This window comes from Azotobacter beijerinckii (genome assembly GCF_900110885.1).
Taxonomy (GTDB): Bacteria; Pseudomonadota; Gammaproteobacteria; order Pseudomonadales; family Pseudomonadaceae; genus Azotobacter; species Azotobacter beijerinckii.
On sequence record NZ_FOFJ01000001.1, the window covers coordinates 65,949 to 83,633 of the forward strand.

The 17,685-nt window shown below is 61.3% G+C and carries 17 protein-coding genes and 1 other RNA gene; 6 read left to right on the forward strand and 12 right to left on the reverse strand.

Translation table 11 applies throughout. From position 1 onward, the window contains the following. Positions 1 to 127 precede the first annotated feature (127 nt). Genes BMY22_RS00295 through BMY22_RS00310 form a run of 4 tightly spaced genes read left to right on the forward strand, consistent with a single transcriptional unit; the run spans position 128 to position 5,881 of the window. Positions 128 to 952, forward strand: a complete 825-nt coding sequence (locus BMY22_RS00295) for a (Fe-S)-binding protein (protein ID WP_090618648.1) — start codon at positions 128 to 130, stop codon at positions 950 to 952. Beyond that, complete coding sequence (locus BMY22_RS00300) at positions 949 to 2,397, forward strand: LutB/LldF family L-lactate oxidation iron-sulfur protein (protein ID WP_090618650.1); 1,449 nt, start codon at positions 949 to 951, stop codon at positions 2,395 to 2,397. Before BMY22_RS00295 ends, BMY22_RS00300 begins: the two co-directional genes overlap by 4 nt. After that, the gene (locus BMY22_RS00305) at positions 2,397 to 3,068 is read left to right on the forward strand and encodes a LutC/YkgG family protein (RefSeq protein ID WP_090618651.1); all 672 of its coding nucleotides are present in this window, start codon (positions 2,397 to 2,399) and stop codon (positions 3,066 to 3,068) included. The genes BMY22_RS00300 and BMY22_RS00305 overlap by 1 nt, the downstream gene beginning before the upstream one ends. After that, complete coding sequence (locus tag BMY22_RS00310) at positions 3,065 to 5,881, forward strand: FAD-binding and (Fe-S)-binding domain-containing protein (RefSeq protein WP_090618653.1); 2,817 nt, start codon at positions 3,065 to 3,067, stop codon at positions 5,879 to 5,881. The genes BMY22_RS00305 and BMY22_RS00310 overlap by 4 nt, the downstream gene beginning before the upstream one ends. Before the next feature lie 39 nt (positions 5,882 to 5,920). Here BMY22_RS00310 and BMY22_RS00315 read toward each other — a convergent pair whose 3' ends face one another. Next, on the reverse strand, positions 5,921 to 8,419 hold the full coding sequence (locus tag BMY22_RS00315) for a sensor histidine kinase (RefSeq protein WP_090618654.1): 2,499 nt from the start codon (positions 8,417 to 8,419) through the stop codon (positions 5,921 to 5,923). 154 nt (positions 8,420 to 8,573) lie between these two features. On the opposite strand from BMY22_RS00315, the gene ssrA reads away from it, so the two are divergent. Further along, positions 8,574 to 8,952, forward strand: a transfer-messenger RNA (tmRNA) gene (gene ssrA / locus BMY22_RS00320). Positions 8,953 to 8,970: 18 nt separating this feature from the next. Here ssrA and BMY22_RS00325 read toward each other — a convergent pair. From BMY22_RS00325 to BMY22_RS00365, 11 genes are all read right to left on the reverse strand, one after another. Next, positions 8,971 to 9,999, reverse strand: coding sequence for a phage integrase (locus BMY22_RS00325; RefSeq protein ID WP_090618656.1), 1,029 nt, complete (start codon positions 9,997 to 9,999; stop codon positions 8,971 to 8,973). Next, entirely contained in the window at positions 9,999 to 11,261 is a 1,263-nt protein-coding gene (locus BMY22_RS00330; protein ID WP_090618658.1) for a hypothetical protein, read from the reverse strand. The genes BMY22_RS00325 and BMY22_RS00330 overlap by 1 nt, the downstream gene beginning before the upstream one ends. Positions 11,262 to 11,563: 302 nt before the next feature. Further along, positions 11,564 to 12,781, reverse strand: a complete 1,218-nt coding sequence (locus BMY22_RS00335; RefSeq protein WP_090618659.1) for a zonular occludens toxin domain-containing protein — start codon at positions 12,779 to 12,781, stop codon at positions 11,564 to 11,566. 2 nt (positions 12,782 to 12,783) lie between these two features. After that, positions 12,784 to 13,098 carry a DUF2523 domain-containing protein gene (locus BMY22_RS00340; protein ID WP_090618660.1) on the reverse strand — a complete coding sequence of 105 codons (315 nt, stop codon included), beginning with the start codon at positions 13,096 to 13,098 and terminating at the stop codon, positions 12,784 to 12,786. Next, a complete protein-coding gene (locus BMY22_RS00345) occupies positions 13,098 to 13,409 on the reverse strand; it encodes a virulence factor TspB C-terminal domain-related protein (protein WP_143068430.1) in 312 nt (103 codons plus the stop codon). The genes BMY22_RS00340 and BMY22_RS00345 overlap by 1 nt, the downstream gene beginning before the upstream one ends. A gap of 14 nt (positions 13,410 to 13,423) precedes the next feature. Next, a complete protein-coding gene (locus BMY22_RS23550) occupies positions 13,424 to 14,533 on the reverse strand; it encodes a hypothetical protein (RefSeq protein ID WP_143068431.1) in 1,110 nt (369 codons plus the stop codon). Positions 14,534 to 14,761: 228 nt separating this feature from the next. Next, positions 14,762 to 14,974, reverse strand: coding sequence for a major capsid protein (locus BMY22_RS00350; protein WP_090618663.1), 213 nt, complete (start codon positions 14,972 to 14,974; stop codon positions 14,762 to 14,764). A 260-nt stretch (positions 14,975 to 15,234) separates the two neighbouring features. Further along, entirely contained in the window at positions 15,235 to 15,612 is a 378-nt protein-coding gene (locus BMY22_RS00360; protein ID WP_090618667.1) for a hypothetical protein, read from the reverse strand. Between the two features lie 433 nt (positions 15,613 to 16,045). Further along, positions 16,046 to 16,306: a hypothetical protein gene (locus BMY22_RS23555; RefSeq protein ID WP_139231888.1), complete on the reverse strand. Its 261-nt coding sequence runs from the start codon at positions 16,304 to 16,306 to the stop codon at positions 16,046 to 16,048. A 134-nt stretch (positions 16,307 to 16,440) separates the two neighbouring features. After that, positions 16,441 to 16,734 carry a lysogeny maintenance protein PflM gene (gene pflM / locus BMY22_RS24235; protein ID WP_167363677.1) on the reverse strand — a complete coding sequence of 98 codons (294 nt, stop codon included), beginning with the start codon at positions 16,732 to 16,734 and terminating at the stop codon, positions 16,441 to 16,443. Positions 16,735 to 17,010: 276 nt separating this feature from the next. Then, complete coding sequence (locus BMY22_RS00365; RefSeq protein ID WP_090618668.1) at positions 17,011 to 17,226, reverse strand: helix-turn-helix domain-containing protein; 216 nt, start codon at positions 17,224 to 17,226, stop codon at positions 17,011 to 17,013. A 161-nt stretch (positions 17,227 to 17,387) separates the two neighbouring features. Between BMY22_RS00365 and BMY22_RS00370 the strand changes: the two genes are divergently transcribed. After that, the gene (locus BMY22_RS00370) at positions 17,388 to 17,666 is read left to right on the forward strand and encodes a hypothetical protein (protein WP_090618844.1); all 279 of its coding nucleotides are present in this window, start codon (positions 17,388 to 17,390) and stop codon (positions 17,664 to 17,666) included. The last annotated feature ends 19 nt before the right edge of the window (positions 17,667 to 17,685 follow it).

Here is a 17,685-nt window from a genome sequence, read left to right on the forward strand (position 1 = left end):
GCGGGCTTGCCAGAATCGTCTCGCAGGGTTTTGTCGGCCGCTTCCAGCCTGCTTGTTAATAGCGGGCAGCGCCGGGGCTTTCCCGGCGCTGCCATTGGATAACCGGGCCCACCCGGAGGCATGCCTGATGAGCGAACCCTTCTACAACGCCGCGCCCAACGCCACCCGCGTGGCGCCGCCCCTGCCCGAAGCGCGCCAGTACCCGGCGCACAAGCCGGGCCACGCCTACCTGTTCGGCACCTGCGTGCTCGACCTGTTCTTCCCCGAGGCCGGCCTCGACGCTATCCGCCTGCTCGAGCGCGAAGGCATCCAGGTGCACTTCCCGCAGGAGCAGAGCTGCTGCGGCCAGCCGGCCTACACCTCGGGCTACACCGACGAAGCGCGTGAGGTCGCCCGCGCCCAGCTGGCGCTGTTCGCCGAGGACTGGCCGCTGGTGGTGCCGTCCGGCTCCTGCGCCGGGATGATCCGCCACCACTACATCGAGCTGTTCAAGGACGAGCCGGCCACCCTACGCCAGGTGCAGGCGCTGGCCGCGCGGACCTTCGAACTGGCCGAGTTCCTCCTCCACGTCTGCAAGGTCGAGTTCAAGGACCGGGGCACGCCGCAGAAGGTCGCCCTGCACACCTCCTGCTCGGCACGCCGCGAGATGAACACCCACCTGCACGGCCGCGCCCTGCTCGCCCAGCTGGAACGGGTCGAGCGCGTCGAGCACGACCACGAGAGCGAGTGCTGCGGCTTCGGCGGCACCTTCAGCGTGCGCATGCCGGACATCTCCGGCGCCATGGTCGCCGACAAGACCCGCGCCCTGCAGGAATCCGGCGCCGCCCAGATGGTCAGCGCCGACTGCGGCTGCCTGCTCAACATCAACGGCGCGCTGGAGAAGCAGCACGCGCCGCTGCGCGGCCAGCACCTGGCCAGCTTCCTCTGGAAACGCACCGGGGGTGCCGAATGAACGGCCAGGCCCGCATCCCGGCGGTGGAGATTTCCAGCCGCGACCTCAAGCGCAACGCCCACAACGCCCTCGGCGACGCCCAACTGCGCGGCAACATGCGCAAGGCCATGGACTCGCTGATGGCCAAGCGCCTGGCCTCGATGCCGGACGAGTACGAACGCGAGCACCTGCGCGAGATGGGCAACCACGTGCGCGCCCGCGCCCTGTCCAAGCTGCCCGAGCTGCTCGAACGGCTGGAAGCCAACCTGACCCGCAACGGCGTGAAGGTGCACTGGGCGGAAACGGTGGACGAGGCCAACGCCATCGTCCTGCAGATCGCCGAGGCCCACCGGGCCAAACAGGTGATCAAGGGCAAGTCGATGGTCAGCGAGGAAATGGAGATGAACCATTTCCTCGAAGGCCACGGCATCGAGGCCCTGGAATCGGACATGGGCGAGTACATCATCCAGCTCGACCACGAGAAGCCCACCCACATCATCATGCCGGCGATCCACAAGAACGCCCGCCAGGTCGCCCACCTGTTCCACGACACACTCGGCGTGGACTACACCGAGGACGTCGATGCGCTGATCCAGACCGGCCGGCGCGTGCTGCGCCGGAAGTTCTTCGAGGCCGACATCGGCGTCTCCGGGGTCAACTTCGCGGTGGCCGAAACCGGCACCCTGCTCTTGGTGGAGAACGAGGGTAACGGCCGCATGTCGACCGGCGTGCCGCCGGTGCACATCGCGGTGACCGGCATCGAGAAGGTGGTCGAGAACCTGCGCGACGTGGTGCCGCTGTTGTCGCTGCTGACCCGCTCGGCGCTCGGCCAGGGCATCACCACCTACGTCAACCTGATCTCCGGCCCGCGCAAGGCCGACGAGCGGGACGGCCCGCAGGAAGTCCATCTGGTGCTGCTCGACAACGGCCGCAGCCAGGCCTTCGCCGACGGCGAGCTGCGCCAGACCCTCAACTGCATCCGCTGCGGCGCCTGCATGAACCACTGCCCGGTGTACACCCGGATCGGCGGCCAGGCCTATGGCACCGTGTATCCCGGGCCGATCGGCAAGATCATCTCGCCGCACCTGATGGGCCTGGAGAACACCCCGGACCACCCGTCCGCCTCCTCGCTGTGCGGCGCCTGCGGCGAGGTCTGCCCGGTGAAGATCCCGATCCCCTCCCTGCTGCGCCGCCTGCGCGAGGAGAACATCAAGAAGCCGGATGCACCCAACCCGGTGATGCGCGGCCAGGGCAGCAAGTACTCGCCGCGCGAACGCCTGCTGTGGAAGGGCTGGCGCCTGCTCAACACCTCGCCGTGGCTGTACCGCGCCTTCGGCTTCTTCGCCACCCGCCTGCGCGGCCTGACGCCGGGCAACCTCGGCCCCTGGACGCAGAACCACAGCGCACCGAAACCGGCCGCCCGCTCGCTGCACGAGCTGGCCCGCGAGCACCTGGAGGGCAAATGATGTCGGCCAAAGCCAATATCCTCGCCAAGCTGAGAAAGAGCCTCGAAGGCACCGCGCCGGTGGCCGACGACTACGACGTGGAGCTGGTGACCCGGCCCTGGAGCTACCCGACCGAGGAGCGTATCCCGCGCCTGCGCCAGCTGATGGAAGCGGTGCACACCGAAACCCACCTGACCACCACGGCCGAGTGGCCGGCGCTGCTGGAAAAGCTGCTCGCCGACAAGCAACTGCCCAGCCTGCTGATCGCTCCGGCCACCGCCCACGGCGCGCAGCTCGCCGCGCACTTCGCCGGGCGCGAAGGTCTGCCGCGGCTCAAGGCCTACGACCGGCCGATCGAGGAGTGGAAGGCCGAGCTGTTCGACGACACCCCGGCCAGCCTGACCGGCACCCTCGGCGCCATCGCCGCTACCGGCAGCCTGATCCTCTGGCCGACCCGCGAGGAGCCGCGACTGATGAGCCTGGTGCCACCGGTGCACTTCGCCCTGCTCAAGGCCAGCGAGGTCTACGACAACTTCTTCGAGGTGCAGCAGAAGCAGCAGTGGGCCGCCGGCATGCCGACCAACGCCCTGCTGGTGTCCGGCCCCTCGAAGACCGCCGACATCGAGCAGGTGCTCGCCTACGGCGCCCACGGTCCCAAGGACCTGATCGTGTTGATCCTGGAGGACGCATGAGTCTGCCCGCTTCCTTTATGAGCGCCGTCGAGCGGCTGATTCCCCGCGAACGGCGCTTCGACGATCCGCTCTCCACCCTGGCCTTCGGCACCGACGCCAGCTTCTACCGGCTGATCCCCAAGCTGGTGGTGCGCGTCGAGAGCGAGGCCGAGGTGGTCAAACTGCTGCGCCTGGCCTCTGCCTCCCGCGTGCCGGTGACCTTCCGCGCCGCCGGCACCAGCCTCTCCGGCCAGGCGGTGAGCGACTCGGTGCTGATCGTCCTCGGCGAGCAGTGGAACGGCCGCGACATCCGCAACGGCGGCGCGCAGATCCGCCTGCAGCCCGGCGTCATCGGCGCCCACGCCAACGCCGTGCTGGCCCCGCTGGGGCGCAAGATCGGCCCCGACCCGGCCTCGATCAACGCGGCGAAGATCGGCGGCATCGTCGCCAACAACTCCAGCGGCATGTGCTGCGGCACCGCGCAGAACAGCTACCACACCCTCGCCGCCCTGCGCCTGGTGCTGGCCGACGGCACCGTGCTGGACACCGAAGACCCGCTCAGCGTGGCGAGCTTCGAGGCCAGCCACGGCGAGCTGCTCGAACGGCTCGCCGAGCTGGGCCGGCAAACCCGCGCCGACGAGGCGCTGGCGGCGAAGATCCGTCACAAGTACCGGCTGAAGAACACCACCGGCCTGTCGCTCAATGCCCTGGTCGACTACGACCGGCCGCTGGACATCCTCAGCCACCTGATGGTCGGCTCCGAGGGCACCCTGGGCTTCATCAGCGCGGTGACCTACGACACCGTGCCCGAGCACCCGCACAAGGCCAGCGCGCTGATCGTCTTCCCCGACGTGGAAACCTGCTGCAACGCCGTCCCGGTGCTCAAGCAGCAGCCGGTCTCGGCGGTGGAGCTGCTCGACCGGCGCAGCCTGCGCTCGGTGGAGAACATGAAGGGCATGCCGGAGTGGGTGAAGAGCCTGTCCGCCACCGCCTGCGCCCTGCTGATCGAGACCCGCGCCTCCGGCCCCTCGCTGCTGGAAGAGCAGATCGAGCGGATCGCGGCGTCCATCGCCGGCTTCCCGGTGGAGAAACAGGTCGACTTCAGCAGCGACCCGGCCGTCTACAACCAGCTGTGGAAGATCCGCAAGGACACCTTCCCGGCGGTCGGCGCGGTGCGCCAGACCGGCACCACGGTGATCATCGAGGACGTCACCTTCCCGATCGAACGCCTGGCCGAAGGCGTCAATCGGCTGATCCAGTTGCTGGAGAAGCACCGCTACGACGAGGCGATCCTGTTCGGCCACGCCCTGGAGGGCAACCTGCACTTCGTCTTCACCCAGGGCTTCGACGAACCGGCCCAGGTCGCCCGCTACGAGGCCTTCATGCAGGAGGTCGCGCAGCTGGTGGCGGTGGAGTTCGGCGGCTCGCTGAAGGCCGAGCACGGCACCGGGCGCAACATGGCGCCCTTCGTCGCGCTGGAATGGGGCCAGGACGCCTACCAGCTGATGTGGAAGATCAAGCGCCTGCTCGACCCCAAGGGCATCCTCAACCCCGACGTGGTGCTCTCGGAAGATCCCCAGATCCACCTGAAGAACCTCAAGCCGCTGCCAGCTGCCGACGAGATCGTCGACAAGTGCATCGAATGCGGCTTCTGCGAGCCGGTCTGCCCCGCCAAGGGCCTGACCCTGACGCCGCGCCAGCGTATCGTCCTGTGGCGCGACATCCAGGCCAGGCGGCGCAACGGCACAGCCAGCGACGCTCTGGAGAAGGCCTACCGCTACCAGGGCATCGACACCTGCGCGGCCACCGGCCTGTGCGCCCAGCGCTGCCCGGTGGGGATCAATACCGGCGATCTGGTGCGCAAGCTGCGCGGCCTGGAGGCCGACCGCCAAGGCACCGCCGACTGGCTGGCCGAGCACTTCGCCGCCAGCGTGCGCGCCTCGCGCCTGGTGCTGCTCGCCGCCGACGGCGCGCGCCGTCTGCTCGGCGCGCCACGCCTGGCGAGGTTCAGCGGCGCCCTGACCCGCCTCAGCGGCGGTCACCTGCCCGAGTGGACGCCGGCCATGCCGCAGCCGGTACGGCTGCAGCGCCGCGCCTCGCCACAGCCCGACGAACGCCCGCGGGTGGTCTATCTCGCCGCCTGCGTGTCGCGCGCCATGGGTCCGTCCTGCGACGACCGGGAGCAGGTGCCGCTGATCGACAAGACCCGCGCCCTGCTGGAGAAGGCCGGCTACCAGGTGGTCTTCCCGCAAGCCCAGGACAAGCTCTGCTGCGGCCAGCCGTTCGCCTCCAAGGGCTATGCCGAGCAGGCCGAGCGCAAACGCCGGGAAACCCTCGACGCCCTGCTCGAAGCCAGTCGCGGCGGGCTCGATCCGATCTACTGCGACACCAGCCCCTGCACCCTGCGGCTGGTCAGGGAACTGACCGACGAGCGGCTGAAGATCTTCGATCCGGTGAAGTTCATCCGCACCTTCCTGCTCGAGCGTCTCGACTTCGAACCGCAGGAAACGCCGGTCGCCGTGCACGTCACCTGCAGCACCCAGCATCTGGGCGAAGCCGAGGCGCTGATCGAGATCGCCCGGCGCTGCGCCCGGGAGGTGGTGGTCCCGGAAGGCATCCACTGCTGCGGCTTCGCCGGCGACAAGGGCTTCACCAGCCCCGAGCTGAACGCCAACGCCCTGCGCAACCTGAAGACGGCGGTGGCGTACTGCGAGGAAGGCATCTCCACCAGCCGCACCTGCGAGATCGGCCTCAGCCGGCACAGCGGCCTCGACTACCACGGGCTGGTCTACTTGGTCGACCGGGTCAGCCGCGCCAAGGTCCGCCCGGCCTGAACCCGCCGGGGCAGGGACGCCCCAGCGCCCGGCCGGACCTCAGGAATCGCCCTCGACCCGCTCGACCTGCCCGGCCGGCGGCTCGTCGCCGGGCGATGCCCGCTCCTCCTCGGGTGCCGCCGCACCCGGCAGATCGATCCAGAAGCAGCAGCCGCGCCCCGGCTCGCTATGGAAACCCATGCTGCCGTTCATCAGTGCCGCCAGCTCATGGCAGAGCACCAGCCCGATGCCGGAGCCGGGAATGTTCGAACTCTCCCGGCCGAGGCGCTGGAAAGGCTGGAACAGCTGGCTCTGCTGCCCGGCATCGAGCCCCGGCCCAGTGTCCTTGACCCACAGACGCACGCAGTCCGAGCGCACCTCGTGGCCGAGCGTGACGCGCCCCTGCGGACGGTTGTACTTGATCGCATTGGACAAGAGGTTCAGCAGAATCTGCCGCAGACGGCGGGCGTCGGCCTGCACGTAGAGGGGCCGGCACATGGATATCAGCTGCAGGTGCAGCTGGCTTTCGCGGATCTGCGGCTGGACCAGTTCGGCGCAGCTGGCCAGTATGGCGCCGGCCTCGACCGGCCGGATGAGCAATTGCTGGCGGCGCCCTTCCAGGGTGGAAAGGTCGAGGATGTCGTCCACCAGCGCGGTGAGATGCCGACCGGCCTTGACGATTTCCCGCGCGTACTCGCCGACCAGACTCGCCTCGGGCTTGTCCTCCACCTCCAGCTCGATCAGTTGGGCGAAGCCCTGTACCGCGTTCAGCGGCGTGCGCAGCTCATGGCTCATACTGGACAGGAAGCGGCTCTTCGCCCGGCTGGCGTCCTGCGCCTCCAGCGTGGCACGACGCAGATCCTCCTGCACCGCCTTCAGTCGCGAGATATCCACATGGGTGCCCGCCGAGTGCAACACCCGGCCGTCGACATCCCGCACCAGCGCCTGGCCGCGGGACAACAGCCAGACGTACTGGCCGGCACGGTCGACACAGCGGTACTCCACCTCGTAGACCCCCTCGGCACCGCCGAAGAAGCTCTCGCGCCGGCGCTTGAGGCGCTCCATGTCGTCCGGGTGGACCAACCGGTTGAACTCCTCGATGGTCACGCACTCGGCATCCAGGGCGAAACGCCTGGCGAAGCGGCTGCTCACCCGGATCAGGCTCTTGTCCGCCATGATCTCCCAGAGACTTTCGGTGGTGTTCTCCATCACCACCTCCAGCAACTGCTGAGCCCTGGAGCGCTCGGCCTCGCTGGCCTGCAATTGCCGATCGCTGCTGCGTACGGCGTCGGCCATCGCATCCAGCTCCTCGATCCGGCTGGGGCGTAGCAGCGACGGCCGATCGCCCTCGTCCTTCCGGCGGCCCTTGCCCAGATGCTTCAGCATGTCGGCGATGCCGTTGATCGGCCGCTCCAGCTCGCGGCTCAAGCGCCGCGAGCGCCGCCACCACAGGGCCAGGAACAGCGCATGGAAAAGGCACAGGCCGGCGATCAACAGGTAGCCGATCTGCTGATAATGGGCCGCCAGGGCGCGGGTCGGCTGGAGGATCCGCTCCTTGTCCACGACCAGCAGCAGACGCCAGCCGGTCTGGGGAGTCGCCTTCCAGGCCAGCAGATGCTCGTGACCGTCGAACATCGCCGCCTGCACCTCTCCTTCGGTGCCGGCCGCCTGCAGCAGATGCTCGACCTCGCGCCGCTGCCGCGGCGGGTTGACGGCGGTGGATTCGCCCGCTGCCCCGCCGGCCCTCGGCAAAGCCATGACACTCCCCTCCTCGTCGACCAGCACGGCATACCCCTGCCAGGGCACGTCCAGAGCACCGATCTCGGCCAGCAACCCCTCGAGGTCGATTTCCAGACCGACCACACCCTCCAGAAAGTCGCCCCGGTATACCGGGGCGATCATCGCGATCCGCCAGGCCCCGGCGGGATCGTGATAGGGCGCGGTCCACACCGGCTGGCGCTCCGGGTTGTGGCGCTCGTCGGCCCGGGAATAGAACCGCCCCCCGGAAGACAGCACGTCCCCGGACTCCTTCTGCAATACGTCGAAGAACGGGTAGCGCCGGATGTAGTTGTCCCAGCTGCGAAAATAGACCGAAACCACCAGAGGACCGGCCTCCTCGATCGAACGCATCAGCGGATCGAGCTGCGACAGGCGCAGCGCCTTGGCATGATCCTGCCGCTCCGGCGGCGTGCTCTTTGCGTAGACGGAGGCCGCGCGGCCATCGTCGCTACGGCTATAGAACAGTCCATCCGGACCGAGCACATGCCGCGCCCGCTCCACCTCGTCCGGCTGGAAACCCCGCTCCTGCAAGGCATGGGCGACCGCCCCGCGAAAGATCTGCGCCTGCTTCTCGATATTCCACAAACGCCAGTCGACGATCTGCGCCTCGCGCTGTACGGTACCCGCCAGGGCCTGCTGCGCCCGCTCCTCGAGATGAGCGAGCTGGGCATCGCGTGTGGCGGCATTGCTCAGCAAATAGGCGCCGATCAGCACGAACTCCACCAGTATCAGCGGAATCAAGGCGCACTGAACGAAGGCGCGCCAGATCCACCGGCGCAAGGGATAACGCGTTCCCCGAGGCATATGAAAGTCTCGCCACCCAGCGACATCGAAAGAAACATCATTAATAGCAGCCCGGCAGCGAATTTCGCCAGCATCGGCTGTCGACGCCCCGGCCTGTTTGTCGTAAACTTGACTTAATACCTAAGGTTTTGGGGCCGATTAGGATTCGACGCCGGTAACGAAACTTGAGGGGCATGCCGAGTTGGTAACAGAACTCGTAAATCCACTGTTGCAAACCTATAGTTGCCAACGATGACAACTTCGAAGGGTACGCGCTAGCCGCCTAACCTTCATCTGGTCGCTTCGGCGCCAGCGATCATCAGGGGATGCCTGTAAACCCGAAGTGATCGTCAGACAGAACAGGATCGCCGCCAAGTTCGCTGTAGACGTAACGGCTAAAATCCATACAGCTCGCTCCAAGCACCCTGCCACTCGGGCGGCGCGGAGTTAACTCAGTAGAGCCGGCTAAGCATGTAGAACCGATAGCGGAGAGCTGGCGGACGGGGGTTCAAATCCCCCCGGCTCCACCAAATAAGCCCTTGAAAATACTAGATATTTTCAGGGGCTTTTTCATTGGGTGTCGACAAAGTGTCGAACGAAGCCAGCGGGCCGAAGCGGATCGCATCCGACAGGTGATCGGGTGACAGGTGCGCATAGCGCATGGTCATCGCCAGGCTGGAATGCCCAAGAATCTTTTGCAAGGTCAGAATGTTGCCGCCGTTTTGCATGAAGTGGCTGGCGAAGGTATGCCGGAGCGCATGCGCAGCCTGCCCCCTGGGGAGCTTGATCGAGGTTCGCGCCAAGGCACGGCGGAACGACGTGATGGAGCCCGTAAAAGCTCCATGCCGCTTCCAGTGACGAACGACCAGGTTATGCAGTTTGGCAGTGATCGGCACGGACCGGACCTTGCCGTTTTTCGTCCCGCTGAACGTGACCACTCCAGCCCGCAAAGCAGTGAGCTTGAGCTTTTCCGCCTCCGACCAGCGCGCCCCCGTTGCCAAGCAGATCAAGACAATCGGCTCCACATGCGGATTGTCACAGCCCGAACGGATCGACTCGAGTAGCTCAGCAATCTGCTCGGCAGTCAGCCAGGACAGTTCGCGCTCCTGGATACGCAACGGCTTCACCAGGGCGAGCGGATTCTGATAGTCGATCTGGCCAAGACCCCGCAGCTCATTGAATACTGACCGCAGATAGCCCAGCTCATTGTTCAAGGTCTTGGCCGTAGTGCCAGCTTCCAGCCGCACGCGACGGTCATGCGCATAGACCTGCGGATCAAGGCGAGCCGCAATCGGATCGCCCAGGCGCTTGGCCAACGCATCGAGCTTGGATCGACGCCGCAGACCATCCCGAAGCGAGTGGCCATGAAGATCGAACCAGGCAGCGACCAACGCTGTCAGCCGACGCACATCAGCCGGCCGCGGTGACCAATCGGGAGTCTCGATGCATTTGATTCGGCACGTCGACTCGAACCGCTGCGCCTCGCCCTTGGTCTTGAACGTCTTGCGAAAGCGACGGCCCTTGACCGGCTCCACATCGACTTTCCAGCGACCGTCAGGAGTTTGCTGAATCGCCATCAGACAGCCCGCCCCCAACGCACGACACGCTCCTCGAGGCGCTCCTTGATCTGCCGGTAAATGTCCCGTTCGGTCATTTCCTTGGCCGCATAGTGCTCCTGGATGACTTTCCAGACCGGCAGGGTCTTGAGTGCCTCAATCCCCTTTTTTGCGCCTATGCCCTGCCGTGCCAGGAGCGTGACAAAGTTTCCCATCATGAGGTCCACGTTTTTGCCGGAGAAGCCCTTGGCGGTCTTGTAGTAGCGGCGGTACTCGGTTTCGTCCAGGAGCGAGTCACGGCCGGTTTCCACCCGCACATCGTCGCGAATCAGGATCCACAGCGGATCATTGACGTCAGGACGGGAGAGCAAGCGGAAATTGCCCAGGCCGTACCGCCAGAGCCCGTCCAGGTGCGGCACAAGGGAGGCATAGCAGTCGGAATTGATGAACTGGCCGGTATGGATCGAGCAGCTACCGTCGGCGAACTGCTGAACAACGGAATGGTGGTAGCGCAACTCGATCCGCCAGACGGGTTGATCCTCCTGATAGTTGGCCGGGTCCGACTCATCGAACGGGTTGCTGTAACGCTTCCAGACGCTTTCCCAATAGTCGAGCTTGTCGATGGCCCTGGCTTGCTCGGTCTTGTTGTAGATGGCGAGCTGGCAGGCCCCTGCGGAGCCCCAGAGAAAGGACTGGCCGTGGCCGTAGACGGCGGACTTGTCGGCCCACTCGAACGAGGACACACCGTCGAACCGGCGCTGTGCCGTTGCCTTGCAGTGCAGTCGTGCCACGAGGTCAGCCGGAGGCGTCCAGCCCTGGAGGTCGAGCGCAATGTGAACCGCGCATTGCGAGCGCTCCCTGTGCGTCAGCGCCGCATCAGCCAGGAAATCGAGCTGCTCCTGGAGGCGCCGCGAATCCTGCTGGTCGATGGCATGCGGACTCACCTCGATCTTGAGGTGGGGACCAATCGCATCGGGTTTGACGTTGAAATTCTTGAACAGCAGGATCAGGCCAAGGTCAGCATTCTGGAGCTTGTACTGATAGCCGGAGTCGCGACCGACCCGGCTTAAGTGGAAGCGGTAGCCGGCGAAGTCCACCAGTCCGGGCTTGGATTCGGCCAGGGCGAGCGTTTCAGGCCGCAGCATGCCGCGATAGTGCTGCCGCACGGTATCGACGCCGCAGCGGATCAGGCGGACGCCGGAAAGGTCGGTAAACGACGCACGCTGGTCATCGAAAAAGAAACGGCCCTTCGGGTCCTCCTGGACCTCGCCGCCGGCACCCATGAACACGCGCACCTGATCGACTGACTTTTTCACAAAACCCCCTTACTGAGACGAAACGACACTCACGAAATTGCTTTTATTGACGTGCTACAGGGACGTCCCACCACCCGAAGCGGCGGCTTTTTGCGGCGGGCTCCTGCGTCGCTCCGTCCGCAAAAAAACCGCCGCTTCGGAGGCTAATCACCTCCAAGTTATGCGAAGCGTTGGCTCAGAAAATCGAGCGCACCCAGAGCATGAAGCCGACAGACAGAAACACCAGCGGCGGCACCGAAAACACGAAAAGATCGCACCAGGTCATCGAGTCACCTCCACGGTTTGGACGAATAGTCGCTGTCGGTCACAACCACGGGCTCCGGTGAGCCAAAAGCCACAGGCCGAGGGTCTGCAGGACGCTCGCGTTGAGCCTGCCGCGTCGACGGCTGTGCCGCCGGCTCCTGCTGCTCAAACTCCTGATCCTTGCCCTTGTGCCGACGATCGGGAATCGTGGGATCGAAGAACCCATAATCCACGACGTTCTGACAGAACTGAAAATCGGTCTTGAAGCGCGTCCCCTGCTGCGTGTAGCACTGACACACCGTAGGAGCGCCGTTGACGGTCGCCGAGGCCATCCGTTGCCGCTCGCGGGCGTAAGTATCCGGATCGCTGCTCGACATGCAGTAGAGCTTGGGAAAGGCCTTGGGCTCGGTCAGCTCGTCATAGATCGGCGCCGAGGCAGGCAGATTATCGAGCCGAGGCTTACGCTCGGCGACATACTGCGCCGGCGATACCGGAGCCGACTTAACCTGGTCTGGCACGATGCCCGGGAGAACGGCCTTAGCAGCTCCGGCAACCGTCTCCCCCAAACTAGCCGCAGGCTTGTCCTGGGCAGCAGCCTCATCAGGAACAATGCGGCTATAGAAAACCACCGAGCAATAGACAACCACCAGGATGACCAGGACAGACAACACAGCCTTCCTGGACGGCCGGAACTTGAAGTGATGCTCGGTCTTCGCACTCTGATAAACATCGAAGAACTTCCGATCCAGCGTGATGATCGTCCTGGACGACTGCGAGAAGCTGGAAAGCTTTTCGACATCGTTAACGACTCGAGGCGTCTCATACCGAGAAACCTTGGAGGAGCCGAAGATGCGCCAATAATGAACATGCAAGTTGCAAAGACGCCGCGCATGCACATCGATAAAGCGAGGGTCCTGGGTGATCAAATGGACTTCGTGCCCCTGCTTACGCATCACCTCGAAAGCCGAAATGTGTTCCGGGACATCCTTGCGAGGATCACGAACACCAAACCAACCTTGCGCTTCGTCGATCACGATAATCGCGTTATGCGGCAACTGCTGCCACTTGAGAGGATCGTCAAACTCATACCAGGAAGCCTTGAGCTTCTCAGGCTTCAAATCCGTCACGTTGTGATAGTAAACCGGCCGCCCCTCCTTGCTCGCCTGGGCATCGACTTCCTTGATGGTATTCAGCGTCTTACCATTGCCTTGCAGACCGGTACGAATCGTCAAACATGCAGACATGATTAAAAGTTCTCCGCATTGTTGAGAAACTTATACCGACCATTCTTACCCGTCGCCGACATGCCGGAAAGAATCAACCGAGTAATCACAGCCGAGAAATAGATGTTGATAGCAACATCGAACTGAGCCAGCCCCATGATCGCCTGGATCACGATGCCGGTATTGCCGATCTGCGACATCACATAATCACGCGCTTCGTCGATCACGAAGTTGACACCGACATACGTCGCCAGCCCAATACCCAACACTTTCATGACCATTTTGACCAGCGGTCCAAGAGCGGTAATCAGAACAGAAATCAACGCCAGATAATGCATCACTCACCCCCAAATGCACGACCAACATAGAGCGCCGAAAAAACGCTCGCCACAATCACAACGAGAGGCCCCAACGCCTCGGCAAAATCGCACAGCGGCTGATACTCAAACGAAACATTCAAGCCACCCGTGGACAACGAAGTGGTCTCAGGAGGCGGACAAGACTTGGGCAAAAAGCTGGTAGCCTCAGAGATGAAAGACGGCGCCTGGGTTACTTGTTGATCAACCTGGAACTGATCGCCCTGAAGCATTTGATCTATCGCCGCCTTATTGCTATCCAAGTCATACAACTTATCAACCTTACAACGCAATTCCTTCTCTTGATTCAGCAGCGCACAAGAAACAGCGTCACCTTCACAAGACAACTGAATATCGCATTGCTCACCATCAACACTGGATTCCTTTCACAGGTATCAGTAACGGCACAATCTTCCAAACCATCGCCATCTTGATCACTATTACTATCTGTAGAGCAAGAAGAGCCAGAGCACTGACCCGAAGTCGAAAGTACATTACCGGACGAATCGGTAACCGTTGTCTTGGTTGTTGTCGTCTTTGAAGTAGTACAGGAAACGCCGGTACAACCCTCTTTAGTATAAACATCCGTCTTTGTCTGAGTCGTAGAACCGTTGGGATTGCTAGATGTCGAGATTGTCGTATCAACCGTATCAGTCTTTGACGTAGATTCACCGATACAAACCTGCTGACCGTTTACAGTTCCACAATATTTACCGGTATTCGATACTTCCTTAGAAGACGTACACGATTGCGTGCCATCCGCCGCCGTTTCATAAATACAAGGCTGATCAGTAATATCAATCGTCGGCTTTTCGGTAACTTCCGCAACCGGCGCATCCGTCACCGGACCCGTATTTGACTCGCCCGTCCCCTTCGCTTCAACCGCACAAACAAAGCCCGTGCCCGTAGTAGACGACTGACAGAAAAAGTTTTCGCCATCGTTCACAATGTTATAAACACAACCTTCCGAAACGAGAGACGTCGGCAACGAACCATTGGCGGAATTAATTAAAAAATCTTTTGACTGACCAGTAGTACAAATTGGCGCAGGCGGAACATCACAAAGACCAGTTGAAGAATTATAAGTAGTACCAGAAGAACAAATACTACCACCGCGAGAAATTGAAACAGAAGGAGTAGCAGTAGAGCCATTAGAAGCAGAAAGATTTAAAGTACATAGATATGAAGTAAGGGAAACAAAACTTAAAGAAGAACCTGTAGCGGTCCAACTAGGAGAAGAATAAGCAGCTTCAGTAGCAGAACAAGCAGCTTGAGGCGAAGAATAATGAAGACCATAAATAGAAGAAGTACCAGGCAAGCTCTGAGTAGCCAAAGACCAGTAATAATCAACAGCAAAAGCAGCCTGCCCCAAAACAATACCCACCACCAACACAACTAACTTTAAAAACCTCTCCATATCAAACCCGCCCGAACAGCAGCCACGCAAACGCCAGCGTGGAAACGATCAATACATAAACCTGAGGATCAAAGGCCATGGTGAGAGTCCTTTAAATACTGATATCTCGCGGCTGTTTTTGTTATTGGCTCCTGCGTCGCTCAATTAACAAAAAACATCCGCTCGGGCAGTTGATCGAAAAAAAACCCCGCCGAGGCTTCACCAGGGCGGGGCCAGTTGCTGGGGGTCTTACAGACCGCGGCGCAGGTACTTGAAGGCAGCCGCCGCAATGAGAATGCCAAGGACAAGGCCACCCAGAGTAGTGACATCCGCCTTGGTATCGCCCATCGCAGTCGTCACACCAGCATCGAGCGCGGCGAAAGCACCGGAGGAAACAGCCAGGGCAGTACCGGCCAGGACGATCTTGGAGCCATACTTGCGAGCAGTGTTGAACAGTTTCATAGGTAGAACCTCATAGGACTTTCTTGAGAACGAGGACGCCAAAGACCGCGACGAATAAACCAATGGTCAAATCGAGCAGTTGCTTTGAATCCTCAGGAGTAAGGGACGCCGGATTAATCAGCGCCCCAAGTTCCTCGGTTGTATAAGTTGTCAAAGCGCCCGTGCAGCTAATCTCACCAGACGCACCGACAGACCATGAACCATCACAACCCAGGAAATTCACAATTTGTCACCAAGAAAAAAGAATGCGGGAAAAGGATTTACGGTTTCGGCGAATCGACTGGCTTTTGCGGAGCGACAACCGGAGCCGGGGCGGACTGGCGAAGCGGTTGATCCTGGATGAGCTTCGTCAGAACTTGGGTGTTGGTAGTCCTGCCGAACCGATTGGTAATCGGGCGGAGTACCGATTCGAACTTGCAGAGGACCGGGCCATTGGCGAAGTCGATATGCTCCAGGACGGAGGCGTCGGCGGCATATTCGGTGACTTCGAAGCCTTTGCCATTACCAGTAACACCGGCCGGGATCGGCGAGATAGCCTGCACGGAGGCGCGGACTTCGCCGGTATCCTTGACCATGTAAAAGTCGGTTTTGATGACGAACAGGGTGGTGATGGATGCTGCTGACGGGATTACGAACATTCTTGGACTTCCTATCTATACCCACTTCGGGCTTTCGTTTGGTTCCATTGGCTTTCTTGGCTTAAAGCCTTGTTTGCCGCTGGTGTTGGTTAATTCGTTCCTTTTGGGCGACCCCTTACGGGGCGGGCTCTATTCGCTTTGCGAACCAAGCCAAACTGATAAGGAAACGATGAGGCGCATTTCCTTATCACTTTGTCTCGGCCCTTACGGGTAACGATCCCTGTCGCTCTTGTCCGTCCCGGACGCTTAAAGCTGTTATGTCGGCTACGCCGTCCGTCTCAGGAGCAAGAGCAAAAGCGCTCCTTCCTCCTCAGGCTCTGGGGCGGGGAATCCTCTATCCCCACCCCTCTGCCGTCTCATCAATCGCAGGGGACCGTAGCCCAAAGCCCGAGCCGCGCAAGGGAAGCTTCGCCGCTGCGCGCCCTTGCGCGGCTCAGTCTTCGGGCTCCTTTGGTCCCGCGATCGACGACGACGGCGACGGGGCGGGGATAGAGGGTGTGGAGTTGCCAAACGGGAAGTCAGGGCAACCAGCTTGAAGCCAAGAGGCCAGGACGGCGCCGCCGAGAGTCCAGAGATCAACGCCACGGCGAAAAGCCTCTTCGGTCATACCTTGTTTGACGCTGGAGAGCGTATGCACATACCAGCGGACTTCCTTGTCCTGGAGTTGATCGGCAGGTTTGCGAGGGGGAATCATGGTTGTTTTTTCTCCTTTTCAAACCAGCAAGCTAGCCAGTTGTGCCATAAGTAACGCATAAAGGAAATTCCAGCTGCGAGGCCTAATATAGATAGGCTGTACAGGAAGGATAGATGCAATAAATCATTTAACATTTAGAAGGGAAACTCTTCGGCAATAGAAACTTGAGGGGTTGCCTTCGAAAACTCTTCAATCCAATACTTTGGCGGATGAAGAGCGGGAGTATGCTTCGCACACGGAGTTGCCCGAGTGCAATACCAACGGCCATTTTCGAGGACGGGCTGTCCAGCCGGTACGCAATCCGGGCATTGCTGTGATTGCAAGGGCGATAGTTGCGGTTTTGTTGGCAAGCGAGCCACGAAACATACGCTGCACTCGCAGTCCTGGGCGTGCGGCTGAAACAGATACTTGCTCAGCTGGGAAGTCATCTTTAGAAAAATCCTTTTCCCTTTTTGATAGACAGGGAAAGTCCTTGTCCAACTGAGCCAGCAAAGCAGCCGTTTTAGCCTTGAGCTGTGCAAACAAATCACGCTCAACAAGCAAGCGAGCCCGGCCAAGATGGCTGCGGTTTTCGTCGCGGTAGCAACGTGCTTTAAACAAGTCGCCTTGACCAGCAGCAAAACGAGCCAGATGGCGCGCAGAAGAGGCGCGGACAAGGCAGCGAAAAACCTCACGACGAACTTCAGCAGACAAACGAATCCGAGTCATGCCATCCACTCCTGATCAAGCAGCCAGTTGCGGAGCAGGGCGCTGTTGACCATCCGGCGCTTGCCCAGCTTCACTGACGGAATAACGCCCTTGTGAGCCCAGGCGCGTGCAGTGTCATAGGTCAGTCCATTGCGTTCCGCAAAGGCTTCAATCGTCTCGACATCCCGTTGGGGGATGACAAGCTTCGAGGCGTCCAGCTCTTCCAGTACCATGATCAATCCGTCACTATTCGTCTCATTGCGTGCCATTGTGTGATCTGAACAAATTGACCAAATAGGCAATCCATTCGTAATTCACGTTTGTAAATTACAAACGAACTATACGCCAGCCGGTGTAGGATTCAACCCATACATTTGTAATGTACAAGAACGAAATGGAATTAGCAGACGAAAGAATTAGAACTCTTATTGATAAGGCAACCATCGACGAGCTGATCAAGAAAACCGAGATCGGCGGAACAAGATGGCGAACCGTTCGATACGACAAAAGAACGCGGATCAGCACCCAAGAGCTATCAGCGCTGGTGACGCTTTACCCGCAGTACGCCCTATGGCTTGCAAGCGGCCAGATCGCCCCAGACTGCGGCCAGACGAGCCCCGACTACGACGAAGCCAAAGCGCACTCGGACTCGCCGAATCAAAACGTGGGATAGCTATAACCAGGAAAGCCGC

Coding starts and splice junctions, on each gene's coding strand:
- BMY22_RS00310 (WP_090618653.1), top strand. CDS start 3,065: ATGAGTCTGCCCGCTTCCTTTATGAGCGCCGTCGAGCGGCTGATTCCC.
- BMY22_RS00350 (WP_090618663.1), bottom strand. CDS start 14,974: ATGAAACTGTTCAACACTGCTCGCAAGTATGGCTCCAAGATCGTCCTG.
- BMY22_RS23555 (WP_139231888.1), bottom strand. CDS start 16,306: ATGATTCCCCCTCGCAAACCTGCCGATCAACTCCAGGACAAGGAAGTC.
- BMY22_RS00330 (WP_090618658.1), bottom strand. CDS start 11,261: ATGGGTGCCGGCGGCGAGGTCCAGGAGGACCCGAAGGGCCGTTTCTTT.
- BMY22_RS00325 (WP_090618656.1), bottom strand. CDS start 9,999: ATGGCGATTCAGCAAACTCCTGACGGTCGCTGGAAAGTCGATGTGGAG.
- BMY22_RS00360 (WP_090618667.1), bottom strand. CDS start 15,612: ATGTTCGTAATCCCGTCAGCAGCATCCATCACCACCCTGTTCGTCATC.
- BMY22_RS00335 (WP_090618659.1), bottom strand. CDS start 12,781: ATGTCTGCATGTTTGACGATTCGTACCGGTCTGCAAGGCAATGGTAAG.
- pflM (WP_167363677.1), bottom strand. CDS start 16,734: ATGACTTCCCAGCTGAGCAAGTATCTGTTTCAGCCGCACGCCCAGGAC.
- BMY22_RS00295 (WP_090618648.1), top strand. CDS start 128: ATGAGCGAACCCTTCTACAACGCCGCGCCCAACGCCACCCGCGTGGCG.
- BMY22_RS00305 (WP_090618651.1), top strand. CDS start 2,397: ATGTCGGCCAAAGCCAATATCCTCGCCAAGCTGAGAAAGAGCCTCGAA.
- BMY22_RS00340 (WP_090618660.1), bottom strand. CDS start 13,098: ATGCATTATCTGGCGTTGATTTCTGTTCTGATTACCGCTCTTGGACCG.
- BMY22_RS23550 (WP_143068431.1), bottom strand. CDS start 14,533: ATGGAGAGGTTTTTAAAGTTAGTTGTGTTGGTGGTGGGTATTGTTTTG.
- BMY22_RS00365 (WP_090618668.1), bottom strand. CDS start 17,226: ATGGTACTGGAAGAGCTGGACGCCTCGAAGCTTGTCATCCCCCAACGG.
- BMY22_RS00300 (WP_090618650.1), top strand. CDS start 949: ATGAACGGCCAGGCCCGCATCCCGGCGGTGGAGATTTCCAGCCGCGAC.
- BMY22_RS00370 (WP_090618844.1), top strand. CDS start 17,388: ATGGAATTAGCAGACGAAAGAATTAGAACTCTTATTGATAAGGCAACC.